Origin of the sequence: Streptococcus sp. HMSC077F03, from assembly GCF_001812375.1 — a bacterium.
Classification (GTDB): Bacteria; Bacillota; Bacilli; order Lactobacillales; family Streptococcaceae; genus Streptococcus; species Streptococcus oralis_S.
On sequence record NZ_KV808793.1, the window covers coordinates 126,446 to 143,079 of the forward strand.

At 40.5% G+C, this 16,634-nt stretch carries 11 protein-coding genes and 1 pseudogene; 8 read left to right on the forward strand and 4 right to left on the reverse strand.

The window, feature by feature from the left end:
• The 3 genes and pseudogenes from lacD to lacG all read left to right on the forward strand — a co-directional run.
• The coding region (gene lacD / locus HMPREF2853_RS05880) for a tagatose-bisphosphate aldolase (RefSeq protein ID WP_070535246.1) at positions 1-891 on the forward strand (891 nt) is incomplete at its 5' end.
• A gap of 252 nt (positions 892-1,143) precedes the next feature.
• Positions 1,144-1,521, forward strand: coding sequence for a CAT RNA binding domain-containing protein (locus HMPREF2853_RS10185; protein ID WP_308689885.1), 378 nt, complete (start codon positions 1,144-1,146; stop codon positions 1,519-1,521).
• A pseudogene (gene lacG / locus HMPREF2853_RS05890) lies at positions 1,488-2,741 on the forward strand (6-phospho-beta-galactosidase); the annotation flags it as partial. The gene HMPREF2853_RS10185 and the pseudogene lacG, both read left to right, overlap by 34 nt.
• A 39-nt stretch (positions 2,742-2,780) precedes the next feature.
• Here the strand turns inward: lacG and HMPREF2853_RS05895 are convergent.
• From HMPREF2853_RS05895 to nrdH, 4 genes are all read right to left on the reverse strand, one after another.
• Positions 2,781-3,548, reverse strand: a complete 768-nt coding sequence (locus tag HMPREF2853_RS05895; protein ID WP_000917584.1) for a DeoR/GlpR family DNA-binding transcription regulator — start codon at positions 3,546-3,548, stop codon at positions 2,781-2,783.
• A gap of 139 nt (positions 3,549-3,687) precedes the next feature.
• The gene (gene nrdF, locus HMPREF2853_RS05900) at positions 3,688-4,650 is read right to left on the reverse strand and encodes a class 1b ribonucleoside-diphosphate reductase subunit beta (protein WP_000451378.1); all 963 of its coding nucleotides are present in this window, start codon (positions 4,648-4,650) and stop codon (positions 3,688-3,690) included.
• 194 nt (positions 4,651-4,844) lie between these two features.
• Positions 4,845-7,004, reverse strand: a complete 2,160-nt coding sequence (gene nrdE, locus HMPREF2853_RS05905; protein ID WP_049550392.1) for a class 1b ribonucleoside-diphosphate reductase subunit alpha — start codon at positions 7,002-7,004, stop codon at positions 4,845-4,847.
• Positions 7,005-7,084: 80 nt separating this feature from the next.
• Complete coding sequence (nrdH, locus tag HMPREF2853_RS05910; RefSeq protein WP_000259240.1) at positions 7,085-7,303, reverse strand: glutaredoxin-like protein NrdH; 219 nt, start codon at positions 7,301-7,303, stop codon at positions 7,085-7,087.
• Between the two features lie 362 nt (positions 7,304-7,665).
• Between nrdH and HMPREF2853_RS05915 the strand changes: the two genes are divergently transcribed.
• From HMPREF2853_RS05915 to HMPREF2853_RS05935, 5 genes are all read left to right on the forward strand, one after another.
• Entirely contained in the window at positions 7,666-7,929 is a 264-nt protein-coding gene (locus tag HMPREF2853_RS05915) for a phosphocarrier protein HPr (protein WP_000146948.1), read from the forward strand.
• 5 nt (positions 7,930-7,934) lie between these two features.
• A complete protein-coding gene (ptsP, locus tag HMPREF2853_RS05920; RefSeq protein WP_041170815.1) occupies positions 7,935-9,668 on the forward strand; it encodes a phosphoenolpyruvate--protein phosphotransferase in 1,734 nt (577 codons plus the stop codon).
• Positions 9,669-9,914: 246 nt separating this feature from the next.
• A complete protein-coding gene (locus HMPREF2853_RS05925) occupies positions 9,915-12,452 on the forward strand; it encodes a pneumococcal-type histidine triad protein (RefSeq protein ID WP_070535248.1) in 2,538 nt (845 codons plus the stop codon).
• Positions 12,453-12,647: 195 nt separating this feature from the next.
• Positions 12,648-13,565 (forward strand): metal ABC transporter solute-binding protein, Zn/Mn family, encoded by a 918-nt coding sequence (locus HMPREF2853_RS05930; RefSeq protein WP_049550390.1) that lies wholly within the window; start codon positions 12,648-12,650, stop codon positions 13,563-13,565.
• Between the two features lie 13 nt (positions 13,566-13,578).
• Positions 13,579-16,623 (forward strand): pneumococcal-type histidine triad protein, encoded by a 3,045-nt coding sequence (locus HMPREF2853_RS05935; protein WP_070535250.1) that lies wholly within the window; start codon positions 13,579-13,581, stop codon positions 16,621-16,623.
• The last annotated feature ends 11 nt before the right edge of the window (positions 16,624-16,634 follow it).

Consider the following 16,634-nt stretch of genomic DNA (forward strand, 5'->3'; position numbering starts at 1 on the left):
GCTTTGAAACGCCTCATGGCTCAATACCAAACGGAAGAACCAACAGTTGCTCAAATGGAAGAACTTAAAGTGTTGGTGGCTGATGAATTGACAAAATACGCCTCATCTATGCTCCTTGACCCTGAGTATGGTCTTCCAGCTACAAAAGCGCTTGATCCAAATGCTGGTCTTCTCCTTGCTTATGAAAAAACTGGTTACGACACAACAAGCACCAAACGCTTGCCTGACTGCTTGGATGTTTGGTCTGCAAAACGCATCAAGGAACAAGGCGCTGACGCTGTCAAATTCTTGCTTTACTATGACGTAGACAGCACTGACGAACTCAACCAACAAAAACAAGCCTACATCGAACGCATCGGTTCAGAGTGTGTGGCAGAAGGCATTCCATTCTTCCTTGAAATCTTGGCTTACGATGAAAAAATCTCTGACGCAGGTTCTGCAGAATATGCCAAAGTGAAACCACACAAGGTTATCGGTGCTATGAAGGTCTTCTCAAACCCACGCTTCAACATCGATGTTTTGAAAGTTGAAGTTCCAGTTAACATTAAATATGTTGAAGGCTTCGCTGAAGGTGAAGTAGTTTACACACGCGAAGAAGCAGCAGCCTTTTTCAAAGCTCAAGACGAAGCAACGAACTTGCCATACATCTACTTGAGTGCGGGAGTATCAGCTAAACTCTTCCAAGATACTCTTGTATTTGCCCATGAATCAGGCGCAAACTTCAACGGAGTTCTTTGTGGCCGTGCAACATGGGCTGGATCAGTTGAAGCTTACATCAAAGATGGTGAAGCAGCAGCTCGTGAATGGCTACGCACAACTGGATTTGAGAACATTGACGAACTTAACAAAGTTCTTCAAACCACAGCGACTTCATGGACTGAACGTGTGTAAAATAATAATTGGACCGTTTGATCATTTTCGTCTAAAAATAGAATTTTTGTGATTGAGAGTGTTTACAATCTTTTATCTTGGTGGTATAATTAAACCATAATTTAATAGTAGTGAGTGTTACTAAGTAATATTAGGCATGATCACAGATGAATTAGAAAATAGTGAATTTTCTAAGCTCATTTGTGGTCTTTTTTGTACTCATATACCTTTAAGATATAAAAGGAGGTTGCCATGTATCGAATTCTAAATCCAATGAATCACAATGTCTCGCTTGTCAGAAACGACAAAGGAGAAGAAGTGATTGTGATTGGTAAAGGGATTGCATTTGGAAAGAAGAAAGGGGACTTAATTGCTGAAAATCAGGTTGAGAAAATCTTTCGGATGAACACAGAAGAGTCCAGAGAAAACTTTATGGCTCTTCTCAAAGATGTTCCGCTTGATTTTATCACAGTGACTTATGAAATCATTGATAAGCTATCAAAGAAATATCATTATCCGATTCAAGAGTATCTCTACGTAATCTTGACAGATCATATTTACTGCTCTTACCAAGCTCTAACACAAGAAAGGTACAAGGATAGTAATCTGCCAGATATTTCTACCAAAAATACCCAGTTGAACTCAAACTAGCAGAAGAGTATGGTGTCAATGGTATCCGTATTTCAATCGCTTGGTCACGTATCTTTCCAACTGGTTATGGGAAGGTTAATGACAAGGGGGTTGAGTTCTATCATAATCTATTTGCAGAATGTCACAAACGGCATGTTGAGCCCTTTGTGACCCTCCATCACTTTGATACGCCAGAAGCTCTACATTCAAATGGAGACTTCTTAAACCGTGAAAACATTAAACACTTTGTAGACTACGCAGCCTTCTGTTTTGAAGAATTTCCTGAAGTTAACTTTTGGACAACCTTTAATGAAATTGGGCCGATAGGAGATGGTCAGTATTTGGTTGGAAAATTCCCTCCAGGTATTCAGTACGACCTTGCCAAAGTCTTCCAATCTCATCACAATATGATGGTGTCGCATGCGTGTGCAGTCAAGCTATATAAAGATAAAGGCTATAAAGGTGAAATTGGTGTGGTTCACGCCCGGCCTATTAAGTATCCTCTGGATCCTGAAAATCCTGCAGATGTCCGTGCAGCTGAGTTAGAAGATATTATCCATAACAAGTTTATCCTAGACGCGACTTATCTAGGACGCTATTCTGAAGAAACCATGGAAGGTGTCAACCATATCTTAGCAGTCAATGGTGGAAGCTTAGATTTGCGTGAAGAAGACTTCGTAGTCCTAGAAGCTGCAAAAGACTTGAACGACTTCCTTGGAATTAACTACTACATGAGTGATTGGATGCAAGCCTTTGATGGCGAAACAGAAATCATTCATAACGGTAAGGGTGAAAAAGGAAGCTCTAAGTATCAGATTAAGGGAGTTGGACGTCGAGTAGCGCCTGACTATGTCCCACGTACGGACTGGGATTGGATTATCTATCCTCAAGGTTTGTATGATCAAATCATGCGCGTGAAACAAGATTACCCAAATTACAAAAAAATCTACATCACAGAGAATGGTCTCGGATACAAAGACGAGTTTGTGGATGGGACAGTCTACGATGATGGGCGGATTGATTATGTTAAGAAACATATGGAAGTGATTGCAGATGCAATCTCTGATGGAGCCAACGTCAAAGGCTACTTTATCTGGTCATTGATGGACGTCTTCTCATGGTCAAACGGTTATGAAAAACGTTACGGTCTCTTCTATGTTGATTTTGAAACCCAGGATCGCTATCCAAAGAAATCAGCTCACTGGTACAAGAAACTAGCTGAGACACAACTTATTGAATAAAATTCAACAAAAATTCCCCACCAAAAGGCAGGGGAATTTTTATGGTTTTGATAAAAGAATGGTTGTTTGTTTCGACAGATCTTCAAATGTCTCCTGACTCAGTTTGGCATCTGAAACGATGGTATCAATTTCTGAGATATTGTAGAAAGTATAAAAATCAAACTTATTAAACTTACTGTGGTCTGCCAGTAAGTATTTTTTATTGGCATTGTTCAAGGCGATTCGTTGTACCTCGCCCTCTTCTTCACTGAAAGTAGCAATTGCCTTATCCTTAATACCATTACAGCTTACAAAAGCTTTAGAAAACTGAAGATTGGTCAAATCCTGTAAGGTAAGTGTCCCTACAAAAGCACCCGTGATAGAGCGATAATTTCCACCAATTAAGATTAAATCTGTTAGTTTTCGTTCGTTTAGGATGAGAAAAACAGGAAGACTGTTTGTTACGACACGAATGTTATCAATAGGGAGCTCACGAGCAAAACACTCCAAGGTTGTTCCTGGGCCGATAAAAATGGTTTCACCTTCGTCAATCAAATGACCTGCAAAACGGCTAATTTCTTGTTTTTCAGCAATCTGCAAGCCTTGTTTTTCGACGTTTGAGCGTTCGTTGTTTAAGAGAGAACCTGTACGAAGTTTTTCAGCACCACCATGCACACGAACCAGCAAATCCTTATCTGCCAATTCTTGTAAATAGCGGCGAGCTGTCATATCTGACACATCAAGACTCTCCATAATCTCTTTTACAGTAATAGTGCCTTTTGTGTTTACTGCTTCTAGAATACTATCTAGTTTTTCTTGCTTTAGCATCCTTATCACCTCGATTTCTACTATTATTATCTTACCATAAAACGCTCAATCAATCAAATAGAAAAAAACAAAACAAAACAAAAACAAAAATATCATGGTTGTTTTAAACAAACCATGATATTTTGAATGTTTGGTCAAATTAGTCTAAACCGTAGTTGTAATCCTCGTCTTGCATGGCTTCAACTTCACCAAGGAGGTAACCATTTCCGACTTGAGAGAAGAAGTCGTGGTTAGAAGTTCCTGTTGAAATACCGTTCATGACGATAGGATTGACATCATCAGCTGAATCTGGGAAGAGTGGATCTTGTCCTAGGTTCATAAGGGCCTTATTTGCATTGTAGCGAAGGAAGGTTTTTACTTCCTCAGTCCAGCCAACACCGTCATAGAGGCTTTCTGTATAGCCCTCTTCGTTCTCGTAGAGAGTGTAGAGCAGGTCGTACATCCATTCTTTAAGTTTTTCTTGCTCTTCTTCAGGCAATTCGTTGAAACCAAGTTGGAATTTGTAACCAATATAAGTTCCGTGAACAGACTCATCACGAATGATCAGTTTGATGATTTCCGCAACGTTGGCCAGTTTGTTGTTACCGAGATAGTAGAGGGGCGTAAAGAAACCAGAGTAGAAGAGGAAGGTTTCAAGGAAAACACTGGCAACTTTCTTTTCTAGTGGGCTACCATTGAGATAGATTTCATTGATAATTTCCGCTTTTCTTTGTAGGTAGGGGTTAGTGTTGGTCCATTCAAAGATTTCTTCGATTTCAGCCTTGGTATTCAAGGTTGAAAAGATAGAAGAGTAAGATTTTGCGTGGACAGATTCCATAAATTGGATGTTGTTAAAAACAGCTTCTTCATGCGGTGTACGGATGTCTGAGCGAAGCGCCTGAACCCCTGTTTCAGATTGCATGGTATCCAAAAGGGTCAAACCACCAAAGACTTTTCCAACCAAGTCTTTTTCTTTGTTTGATAGTTTTCTCCAGTCGTCTAGGTCATTTGACAAGGGGATACGCGTATCGAGCCAGAATTGCTCCGTCAGTTTTTCCCAAGTTGATTTGTCGATGACATCTTCGATGGCATTCCAGTTAATGGCTTTGTAGTAAGTTTCCATTTGAAATCTCTTTCTGTATGTAATAATGCGATTGTCAAATCCTCTCTATTTTATCATAGTCTGAGAAGAGTATCGCACAAAAAGTCGGAAGCCCGACTTTTTAGTTTTTCATAGTATTTAAGATACTTATCAAGTTTTTTCTGGTGGGTAACTTAATCAGTAGTCTGAGAAAATGTGGTTGCCTCAGATAAAAATTAAATCACACAACTTTCACATTGGTTAGCACCGACTTCTCCACCGTCGTCTGTAAAGGTACGGACGTAGTAGATAGACTTGATACCCTTGTTAAAGGCATAGTTACGAAGGATTGACAAGTCACGTGTCGTTTGTTTGTTTTCTTTCTTCCATTCGTAAAGACCTTTTGGAATGTCGCTACGCATGAAGAGAGTGAGTGAAAGCCCTTGGTCCACGTGCTCAGTCGCAGCAGCGTAAACATCAATCACTTTACGCATATCCATGTCATAAGCAGAAGTGTAGTAAGGAATGGTATCTGTAGACAAGCCTGCAGCTGGATAGTAGATTTTACCGATTTTCTTCTCTTGACGTTCTTCGATACGTTGTGTAATCGGGTGGATAGAAGCAGAAACGTCGTTGATGTAGCTGATAGAACCATTTGGAGCAACAGCTAGACGGTTTTGATGGTAAAGTCCATCTGCTTGAACCTTTTCGCGAAGTTCAGTCCAATCAGCAGCACTTGGGATAAAGACGTCTTTGAAGAGTTCTTTGACACGGTCTGATTTTGGAACAAACTCGCCTGTCACATACTTGTCAAAGTAGCTTCCGTTAGCATAGTCTGATTTTTCAAAGTTGTGGAAGGTGATACCGCGTTCACGCGCGATGTTATTAGATTCTACCAAGGTCCAGTAGTTCATAAGCATAAAGTAGATGCTTGTAAATTCAATTGACTCAGGTGATCCATATTCGATGAGTTGTTGAGCAAGGTAGCTATGAAGTCCCATAGCACCAAGACCAAAGGTGTGAGCTAAACTGTTTCCGTGGTCAATAGTAGGGACAGCTACGATGTGTGAACTATCTGTAACGAAAGTAAGGGCACGAACCATCGCACGGATAGAACGACCAAAGTCAGGTGACGTCATCATGTTGACCACGTTGGTTGATCCAAGGTTACATGAAACGTCCGTTCCCATTTGAAGGAATTCTTGAGCATCGTTGATCAAGCTTGGTTCTTGAACTTGAAGAATCTCAGAACACAAGTTACTCATGATAATCTTACCATCTACTGGATTAGCACGGTTGGCTGTATCAATGTTGACTACATAAGGGTAACCAGATTCTTGTTGCAATTTAGAGATTTCAGTTTCCAAATCACGCGCCTTGATTTTTGTCTTGCGGATGTTTGGATTTGCGACCAATTCATCATATTTTTCAGTGATGTCGATGTAGTTGAATGGCACACCGTATTCAAGCTCTACAGAGTAAGGGCTAAAGAGATACATTTCTTCATTTTTACGAGCTAATTCGTAGAATTTATCGGGCACCACAACTCCAAGTGAGAGGGTCTTAACACGAACCTTTTCATCGGCATTTTCTTTCTTAGTTGAAAGGAAGGCGATGATATCTGGGTGAAAGACATTGAGGTAGACAACCCCAGCACCTTGACGCTGACCAAGTTGGTTTGAGTAGGAGAAACTGTCTTCGAAGAGTTTCATAACTGGAACGACACCAGAAGCTGCTCCTTCATAACCTTTGATAGGTGCACCCGCTTCACGAAGGTTGCTGAGGGAAATTCCCACACCACCACCGATACGTGAAAGTTGAAGAGCAGAGTTGATGGAACGTCCGATAGAGTTCATGTCATCAGTTACTTGAATCAAGAAACAAGATACCAACTCCCCACGACGAGCCCGACCAGCATTCAAAAAGGAAGGGGTAGCTGGTTGGTAACGTTGGTGGATGATTTCATTGGCAATATCAGTCGCAATTGCTTCATCCCCGTCAGCAAAGTAAAGTGCATTAAAGAAGACACGGTCTTCCATACTTTCAAGGTAATATTCACCGTCATTAGTCTTCAAGGCATACTGGTTGTAAAATTTGTAGGCAGCCATGAATGACTTGAATTGGAAGTTTTGATCCTTGATAAATTGATGCAATTCTTCCAAAAACTCTGGACGGTATTTCTTAAGAAATGCAGTTTCAATGTAGTTGTGTTCAACGAGGTAGTTGATTTTATCAGTAATTGAATCAAAAACCATGGTATTTGGAACCACATTTTCTTTAAAGAAGGCATCCAAGGCTTCCTTATCTTTATGAAGCATGATTTGTCCATTGACAGGACGGTTAATTTCGTTATTGAGACGGAAGTAAGTTACGTCCTCAAGATGTTTTAATCCCATAAAATTTCCTTTATCTAATTACAAAAGAAAGGCCTCTAAGTTAGCCCTAGAAGCAATCTCTTCTGGATGATGTACTAAGATTATGCTAATTGTTTCAGTTTTCCTGGTTGGAAGCCTGAAAAGACTTCAGTTGGTGTTTGGATAACAGGAGCAGCGCTGAAACCGAGCTCTTTAACTTGATCGATGTACTCTGGTTGCTCGTCGAGATTGATCTCACGATAAGCGACATTGTTGCTGTCCAAGAAACGCTTGGTCATCTTACATTGGACACAGTTGTTTTTAGAATAAACGGTTACCATTTTCGTAACTCCTCTTTCAAAATTGATTACTTTCTTAGTATATCAGAAAAAAAAACTTTGTCAAACTTTTTAAACTAAATCTTGTGCTAAAAAGTTACAGTTTCAAAAACAAAGCACAAGATATAGTGTTTTGTCAGAGTGTAAAATTGGGTTTTCATTGAACTATCAAAGTTTATCAAAACAAAAAAACTATATACTGTATATTGGTAAGATAAATAGAAGATTTTCAGCAAGTTATCTGAAAGGAAATAGAAGAAAGTCCATAAAACACTTGAAAAATAATCTAGAAGGTGATATAATACAGTCTTGTAAGGGTTATCACATATAATCCAAAAAAGAAATAACTAAAGGAGAGTCAAACTATGGCTTCTAAAGATTTCCACGTAGTGGCAGAAACAGGTATTCACGCACGTCCAGCAACATTGTTGGTTCAAACAGCTAGCAAATTTGCTTCAGATATCACTCTTGAATACAAAGGTAAATCAGTAAACCTTAAATCTATCATGGGTGTTATGAGTCTTGGTGTTGGCCAAGGTGCTGACGTTACAATTTCAGCTGAAGGTGCAGATGCTGACGATGCAATCGCTGCTATCACTGAAACTATGGAAAAAGAAGGATTGGCATAAGGAAAATGACAGAAATGCTTAAAGGAATCGCAGCATCTGATGGTGTTGCAGTTGCAAAAGCATATCTACTCGTTCAACCGGATTTGTCATTTGAGACTATTACAGTCGAAGATACAAACGCAGAAGAAGCTCGCCTTGATGCCGCTCTACAAGCATCACAAGACGAGCTTTCTGTTATTCGTGAGAAAGCAGTAGGTACGCTCGGTGAAGAAGCAGCTCAAGTTTTTGACGCTCACTTAATGGTTCTTGCTGACCCAGAAATGATCAGCCAAATCAAGGAAACAATCCGTGCGAAGAAAGTGAATGCAGAAGCAGGTCTGAAAGAAGTAACAGACATGTTTATCACTATCTTTGAAGGCATGGAAGACAACCCATACATGCAAGAACGCGCTGCGGATATCCGCGACGTGACAAAACGTGTATTGGCAAACCTACTTGGTAAAAAATTACCAAACCCAGCTTCTATCAATGAAGAAGTGATTGTGATTGCGCATGACTTGACTCCTTCAGATACAGCTCAATTGGACAAAAACTTTGTAAAAGCTTTTGTAACCAACATTGGTGGACGTACAAGCCACTCAGCTATCATGGCGCGTACACTTGAAATTGCAGCAGTATTGGGTACAAACAACATCACTGAAATCGTTAAAGATGGTGATATTCTTGCCGTTAACGGTATCACAGGTGAGGTTATTATCAACCCAACTGATGAGCAAGCAGCAGAATTCAAGGCTGCTGGTGAAGCTTATGCGAAACAAAAAGCTGAATGGGCTCTCTTGAAAGATGCACAAACAGTAACTGCTGATGGTAAACACTTTGAATTGGCTGCCAACATCGGTACTCCAAAAGACGTTGAAGGTGTCAATGACAACGGTGCAGAAGCTGTTGGTCTATACCGTACAGAGTTCTTGTATATGGATTCTCAAGACTTCCCAACAGAAGATGAGCAGTACGAAGCTTACAAGGCTGTACTTGAAGGAATGAACGGTAAACCTGTTGTCGTTCGTACAATGGATATCGGTGGAGATAAGGAACTTCCTTACTTCGATATGCCTCATGAAATGAACCCATTCCTTGGATTCCGTGCCCTTCGTATCTCTATCTCTGAGACTGGAGATGCTATGTTCCGCACACAAATCCGTGCCCTTCTTCGTGCTTCTGTTCACGGTCAATTGCGTATCATGTTCCCAATGGTTGCGCTCTTGAAAGAATTCCGTGCAGCGAAAGCAGTCTTTGACGAAGAAAAAGCAAACCTTCTTGCTGAAGGTGTTGCAGTTGCGGATAATATCCAAGTTGGTATCATGATCGAAATCCCAGCAGCAGCAATGCTTGCAGACCAATTTGCTAAAGAAGTTGACTTCTTCTCAATTGGTACAAACGACTTGATCCAATACACAATGGCAGCAGACCGTATGAACGAACAAGTTTCATACCTTTACCAACCATACAACCCATCAATCCTTCGTTTGATCAACAATGTTATCAAAGCAGCTCATGCTGAAGGTAAATGGGCTGGTATGTGTGGTGAGATGGCTGGTGACCAACAGGCTGTTCCACTTCTTGTCGGAATGGGCTTGGATGAGTTCTCTATGTCAGCAACATCTGTACTTCGTACGCGTAGCTTGATGAAGAAATTGGATACAGCTAAGATGGAAGAGTACGCAAACCGTGCCCTTACAGAATGCTCAACAATGGAAGAAGTTCTTGAACTTCAAAAAGAATACGTTAATTTTGATTAATCGAAAAGTCCTTGCAACTCAGTTGCAGGGACTTTTTTAAAGAATTTTCAAGAAAATCTTTTTTATATAAAGTCCATTTTAGAGAAAGTAGCGGTGAAGAATTAAAAAATACTTAACTGGTTCATAAAATTCTTGACAAGTTGCAAATTTAGGAGTAAACTATTAACCAGTTAATTAATAGAGAGGAGTTTCTGCAATTTAGAAATGAATTGCAAATAGAAATATCAAAAAAGAAAGTGAGTTTCAATGAAAATTAATAAAAAATACCTTGCTGGTTCTGCGACAGCTTTAATTTTAAGTGTCTGTTCTTACGAGTTGGGACTGTATCAAGCTAGAACAGTCAAAGAAAATAATCGTGTTTCCTATATAGATGGAAAACAGGCGGCACAAAAAACGGAGAATCTGACTCCTGATGAGGTTAGCAAGAAAGAAGGCATCAATGCGGAGCAAATCGTCATCAAGATAACAGACCAGGGCTATGTCACTTCGCATGGCGACCACTATCATTACTATAATGGCAAAGTCCCTTATGACGCTATCATCAGTGAAGAGTTGCTGATGAAGGATCCAAACTACCAGCTCAAGGATGAGGATATTGTCAGTGAAATCAAGGGTGGTTATGTGATCAAGGTAGATGGAAAATACTATGTTTACCTTAAGGACGCATCTCATGCGGATAATGTCCGTACAAAAGAAGAAATCAATCGACAAAAACAAGAACATAGTCAGCATCGTGAAGGAGGGACTTCAGCAAATGATGGCGCGGTAGCCTTGGCACGTTCACAGGGACGCTACACCACAGATGATGGTTATATCTTTAATGCCTCTGATATCATAGAAGATACAGGTGATGCCTATATCGTTCCTCATGGCAATCACTTCCACTATATTCCTAAGAGTGATTTGTCTGCCAGCGAATTGGCTGCTGCAGAAGCCTTTCTATCTGGTAGAAGTGGCCAATCAAATACGCCTACTTATCGCCGTACCAATAACAACAGTGTTAGCAGCGATGTAGATAGATGGACTCCATCCTATAATAATCAAAGTAACAGCTATACGAACACGAACACAGCTAACAACAGTAGCGACGATAATCAAGCAAGTCAGAGTGATGGGGATATTGATAGCCTTCTGAAACAACTTTATGGCTTGCCACTCAGCCAACGACACGTAGAATCTGATGGCCTTGTCTTTGATCCGGCACAGATTACGAGTCGAACAGCTAGAGGAGTTGCTGTGCCTCATGGGAATCATTACCATTTCATCCCTTATACACAGATGTCTGAATTGGAAGAACGAATCGCTCGTATTATTCCTCTACAGTACAGTTCGAACCATATGGTGCCGGATTCAAGACCAGAACAACCAAGTCCACAACCGACTCCGGAACCTAGTCCGAGTCCACAACCTGCACCAAATCCTCAACCAGCTCCAAGCAATCCAATTGATGAAAAATTGGTTAAACAGGTGATTCGAAAAGTAGCTGATGGCTATGTATTTGAGGAGAATGGAACCTCACGTTATATTCCTGCTAAGAAGCTTTCAGCAGAAACAGCAGCAGCCATTGATGGTAAACTAGACAAGCAAGAAAGTTTGTCTCATAAACTCGGAGCTAAGAAAACCAATCTCCCATCTGGTGATCGAGGATTTTACAATAAGGCTTATGATTTACTAGCAGCAGTTCATCAAGACTTACTTGCTAATAAAGGGCGTCAAGCTGATTTTGACACTTTGGATAAACTGTTGGAACGTTTAAATGATGAAAGCAGTGATAAAGTCAAGTTGGTGGATGATATCTTGGCCTTTCTAGCATCGATTCGTCATCCAGAACGTTTAGGAAAACCAAATGCGCAAATTGCCTACACTGATGATGAGATTCAGGTAGCCAAGTTGGCAGGCAAGTATACAACAGAAGATGGCTATATCTTTGATCCTCGTGATATCACCAGTGATGAGGGGGATGCCTATGTAACTCCACATATGACCCATAGCCATTGGATTAAAAAAGATAGTTTGTCTGAAGCCGAAAGAGCGGCAGCCCAGGCTTATGCTAAAGAGAAAGGTTTGACTCCTCCTTCAACAGACCATCAGAATCCAGGAAATACGGAGGCTAAAGGAGCAGAAGCTATCTACAACCGCGTGAAAGCAGCTAAAAAGGTGCCGCTTGATCGTATGCCTTACAATCTCCAACATACCGTGGAAGTTAAAAACGGTAGTTTAATCATTCCTCATTATGATCATTACCATAACATCAAATTTGAGTGGTTTGACGAAGGACTTTATGAGGCACCTAAGGGGTATACTCTTGAGGATCTCTTTGCGACTGTCAAGTACTATGTCGAACATCCAAACGAACGTCCACATTCAGATAGTGGTTGGGGAAATGCAAGTGACCATGTTCAAAGAAACCAAAATGGTCAACCTGATACCGACCAAACGGAAAAACCAAACGAAGAGAAACCTCGGACAGACAAACCTGAGGAAGAAAAGCCACGCGAAGAGAAGCCTCAAAGTGAGAAACCAGAATCTCCAAAACCAACTGAGGAGCCGGAAGAAGAATCACCAGAGGAACCAGAAGAACCTCAGGTCGAGACTGAAAAGGTTGAAGCGAAGTTGAGAGAGGCTGAAGAGCTACTTGCAAAGATCCAAGACCCCATTATCAAGTCCAATGCCAAAGAAACTCTCACTGGCTTAAAAAATAACCTGCTATTTGGTGCTCAGGATAACAATACCATTATGGCTGAAGCTGAAAAGTTGTTGGCTTTATTAAAGGAGAGCAAGTAAAGGTAGCAGTATTTTCTAGCTCCTAAAAACAGGATAGGAGAACTAGAAAAGTTAAAATCGAAAATGAGAATAGAATGTAAGTTCTAGTTCTCATTTTTTTCATGAAAATGTGCAAAATATCTTGACATATAGTGTAAATAAAGATAAACTATTTACTAGTTAATTAAATGGTTAAATACCAGTTAAGGAGTAATGATGAAAAAAAGAACATTTCTATTATTAATGGCAAGTTTGCTGGTTCTTGTCTTAGGAGCATGTAGCCAAAAAGAAAAACAAGAAGCAAAAGGGATGAAGATTGTAACAAGTTTTTACCCAATCTATGCCATGGTCAAAGAGGTATCAGGGGACTTGAATGATGTACGGATGATTCAGTCAAGTAGTGGGATTCACTCCTTTGAACCGTCAGCTAATGACATTGCTGCTATTTATGACGCGGATGTCTTTGTCTACCATTCTCATACGCTCGAATCTTGGGCTGGAAGTCTAGATCCTAACTTGAAAAACTCAAAAGTTAAAGTTTTAGAAGCTTCTGAAGGAATGACCTTGGAACGTGTACCGGGCTTAGAAGATGTAGAAGCTGGTGACGGCATCGATGAAAAAACACTCTATGACCCTCACACTTGGTTAGATCCAGAAAAAGCAGGTGAAGAAGCTCAGATTATCGCTGACAAACTTTCGGAGATTGATAGTGCTAATAAGGAAACGTATCAAAAGAATGCTAAAAACTTTATCGCTAAAGCCCAAGAATTGACTAAGAAGTACCAGCCTATTTTTGAAAAAGCGAGTCAAAAGACCTTTGTTACACAACACACAGCCTTTTCTTATCTCGCTAAACGCTTTGGTTTGAAACAACTTGGTATAGCAGGGATTTCCCCTGAACAAGAGCCAAGTCCGAGACAACTAACAGAAATTCAAGAATTCGTTAAGACCTATAAGGTTAAAACCATCTTTACTGAGAGCAATGCTTCTTCTAAAGTCGCTGAGACTTTGGTCAAATCAACAGGAGTTAGCCTAAAGACCCTCAATCCTTTAGAAGCAGATCCTGAAAATGACAAAACTTACTTAGAAAATCTAGAAGAAAATATGAGTATTTTAGCAGAAGAATTAAAATGAGGAGATGATGAAAATGAAGAAGAAATACCTTGCAGCAGGATCGGCTCTTGTCCTTTCCCTAAGCCTTTGCATCTATGCATTGAACCAACACCAGGTGGAAGAAAACAAAGATAATAACCGTGTGTCTTATGTCGATGGGAAGCAAGACACTAAAAAAACAGAGAATCAGACACCAGATCAAGTTAGCAAAAAAGAAGACATTCAGGCTGAGCAAATTGTTGTGAAAATTACCGATCAAGGTTATGTGACTTCACATGGTGATCATTTCCATTATTACAATGGTAAAGTTCCTTTTGACGCGATTTTCAGCGAAGAACTGTTGATGAAAGATGCCAATTATCAACTGAAAGATGCTGATATTGTCAATGAAATCAAAGGTGGTTACATTATCAAGGTGGATGACAAGTATTATGTCTACCTTAAAGATGTGGCTCATGCTGATAATGTTCGTACGAAGGACGAAATTGAGCGCCAAAAACAAGGTCATACTCATGATGCACCAACTTCTAACAGTGCAGTGGCGCTTGCGCGATCACAAGGTCGTTATACTACAGATGATGGCTACATCTTTAATCCGTCTGATATTATTGAGGATACTGGTGATGCTTATATCGTCCCTCATGGTGGACATTATCACTATATCCCAAAGAGTTCCTTGTCTGCTAGTGAATTGGCTGCTGCCCAAGCCTACCTTTCTGGAACTAGAAAACAACCGAGTGTGACTGACTATCGTCCAAGTCAAAATGGAACCAGTCAAACCACTAATCCTAGTCAACAAACTGAAAGACCAAGCAATCCAGAAGAGAGCTTACAAACTCTATTGCAGCAACTCTATGCTCTTCCAAGTAGTCAACGTTATGCTGAATCAGATGGCTTGATTTTTGACCCTGCTAAGATTTCAAGCAGAACACCGAGTGGTGTGGCGATTCCTCACGGAAATCACTATCATTTCATCCCATATACAAAGCTTTCTGCCTTGGAAGAAAAGATTGCGCGTATGATTCCTTTAAATAGCGACAGTAGGAAGCCAACACCTTTGGAAAATCCAAGTAAACCAGTAGAGCATCCAGCTCAACAAGATCATCATCATGACCAAGACGGTGACCAAGGAAGTCAAGATACCAACCATGAAGATCATGACCATGATGGAGTGGAGCATGACCACCACGGTGAAGAACATGATCATGGTTTTGCAGCTGACCGTGTTATTAGTGAAGATGAGCAAGGGTTTGTAGTTTCTCATGGAGATCACGCTCATTATTTCTTTAAGAAGGACTTGACTGCAGCTCAAATCAAAGCTGCCCAGGATCACTTGAAAGAAAATCATCAGTCTCAGCACGTTCAACCACTTGCAAAGACTGTGGAAAGTTTCTCAAGAGATGCTAGCGATGAAGAAAAAATCAAGTATATCTCACAGACATACGGAGTTCCGCTCGAAGCGATTCGTATTTCAAATGGATTCTTTGTCTTTGGAAATCCGGATCAAGCCTATGATCCAACCCATATCCATCCCTATGCTGTTCGAAAAGAACATGTTCGTATTCCTCTCCAAACTGGGAACCCAGAACTGGATTTCCTAAATGAACTGTATACGACTGCCCTACGTGATGGGGTATCTCCTTATAGTTTACAGGTAGAAAGTGGTAGTTTTGTGATTCCTCACGGAGACCACAATCACTACATCAAGGTTCAAACTAAGGGCTATGAAGTAGCTTTGAAAAATAAGATTCCAGCCCTACAATCGACCTATCAACCTGGAGCATTTGATGAACAAACAGTTCTATCTAAGGTGGATCAACTGTTAGCAGATAGCAGAAATCTCTACAAAGACCAGCCAATCATGCAGAGACGGGTTGAACTTGCTTTGGGGCAGTTCACCGAAAATATGAAAAAACTGGCAACAAACTCAACTGCTGGATATCTAGCAGCCTTGGATCTCTTTGATAAACAGTATATCCATGTGGATCAAAGTGTGGCACCGGTTGAAACTTCACCTTTAGATAAGAAGTACCAAGCCTTAGTAGATAAGATCAATACACTGGATACGGACACTTATGGCTTGCCTAAGAAAGATCTTTTAGTACATTTGCAGGAAGCAAAACTAGCACAGGATGAGACAGATTTGGCTGCCATTGAAGCGAAACTTCAGGCCTTGCAAGATTTCCGAGATCGGACAGGAGTCACAACAGTAGAGTACATCAAGTACTTCTACGAACATGTGTCTGATGGTCGTTTGAGAGAAGAACTTCGGAACCGTGTTGCTAAATTGACATGGGAACTTTACCAGTCACAATCTTTCCTAAAAGCAACCGACTTGAACAAGCTATTCCCAACTATTTACCAAACTAAGCTAGAAGTAGAAGAGGCTCTCAAAGAAGAACCCGTATCTACAAAAGCTGGTAAGACTATTCTAGATACGGAAAAAGTAGATAGTCAAACTGCTAAGACCGCCATCTATGAATTCCTAAAAGAACTCTACGGTGATTTTATGCCAGAAGAGCGGGTTAGCCATGTTAAGAAGGAAGAAGTAGATGCTCTCCTAACTAAAGCTGCTCAACTCCTAGCACGTGTCAAAGAAGATGGTGTCAAACAATCCCTAGCTGAAGAAGCAGCTAATATCAAGGTGGCTATTGAAAAGGAAAATGCAGACCTTGACGAAGCTAAAACACAACTTGAGGATCTTTTAAATCGTATTGCAGCGACTATCCAACGAGAGAAAAAAGAAGCAGAACAAGATCCGCAAACCGTGATCATCTACCAAAAACTCTATAATGTCATGCTCTCTCTTCACAAGTACTTAGAGGATAACAAAGGAACCGATGCAGACTTTGAACGTGTTGATGCTCTATTTGATCAACTTGCAGCCAAAAGCAGTGATAAAGAAGGTCTCCTCACTCTAGCTAAAGAAATCATTAGCTTGAACCAGGAACTCCGTTCAAAAGCAAGTGAAACTGATAGCCAATCTAAGTCTGAGAAAGACAGTGAAACAGCTGCTTCTCAAGCGACAGAAAAGCAAGCACAAAGTGAGTCTGAGACAAGTGCTCAACCAAATGAATAAAAAGAAAGGCG

Coding starts and splice junctions, on each gene's coding strand:
- HMPREF2853_RS10185 (WP_308689885.1), top strand. CDS start 1,144: ATGAATCACAATGTCTCGCTTGTCAGAAACGACAAAGGAGAAGAAGTG.
- HMPREF2853_RS05895 (WP_000917584.1), bottom strand. CDS start 3,548: ATGCTAAAGCAAGAAAAACTAGATAGTATTCTAGAAGCAGTAAACACA.
- nrdF (WP_000451378.1), bottom strand. CDS start 4,650: ATGGAAACTTACTACAAAGCCATTAACTGGAATGCCATCGAAGATGTC.
- nrdE (WP_049550392.1), bottom strand. CDS start 7,004: ATGGGATTAAAACATCTTGAGGACGTAACTTACTTCCGTCTCAATAAC.
- nrdH (WP_000259240.1), bottom strand. CDS start 7,303: ATGGTAACCGTTTATTCTAAAAACAACTGTGTCCAATGTAAGATGACC.
- HMPREF2853_RS05915 (WP_000146948.1), top strand. CDS start 7,666: ATGGCTTCTAAAGATTTCCACGTAGTGGCAGAAACAGGTATTCACGCA.
- ptsP (WP_041170815.1), top strand. CDS start 7,935: ATGACAGAAATGCTTAAAGGAATCGCAGCATCTGATGGTGTTGCAGTT.
- HMPREF2853_RS05925 (WP_070535248.1), top strand. CDS start 9,915: ATGAAAATTAATAAAAAATACCTTGCTGGTTCTGCGACAGCTTTAATT.
- HMPREF2853_RS05930 (WP_049550390.1), top strand. CDS start 12,648: ATGAAAAAAAGAACATTTCTATTATTAATGGCAAGTTTGCTGGTTCTT.
- HMPREF2853_RS05935 (WP_070535250.1), top strand. CDS start 13,579: ATGAAGAAGAAATACCTTGCAGCAGGATCGGCTCTTGTCCTTTCCCTA.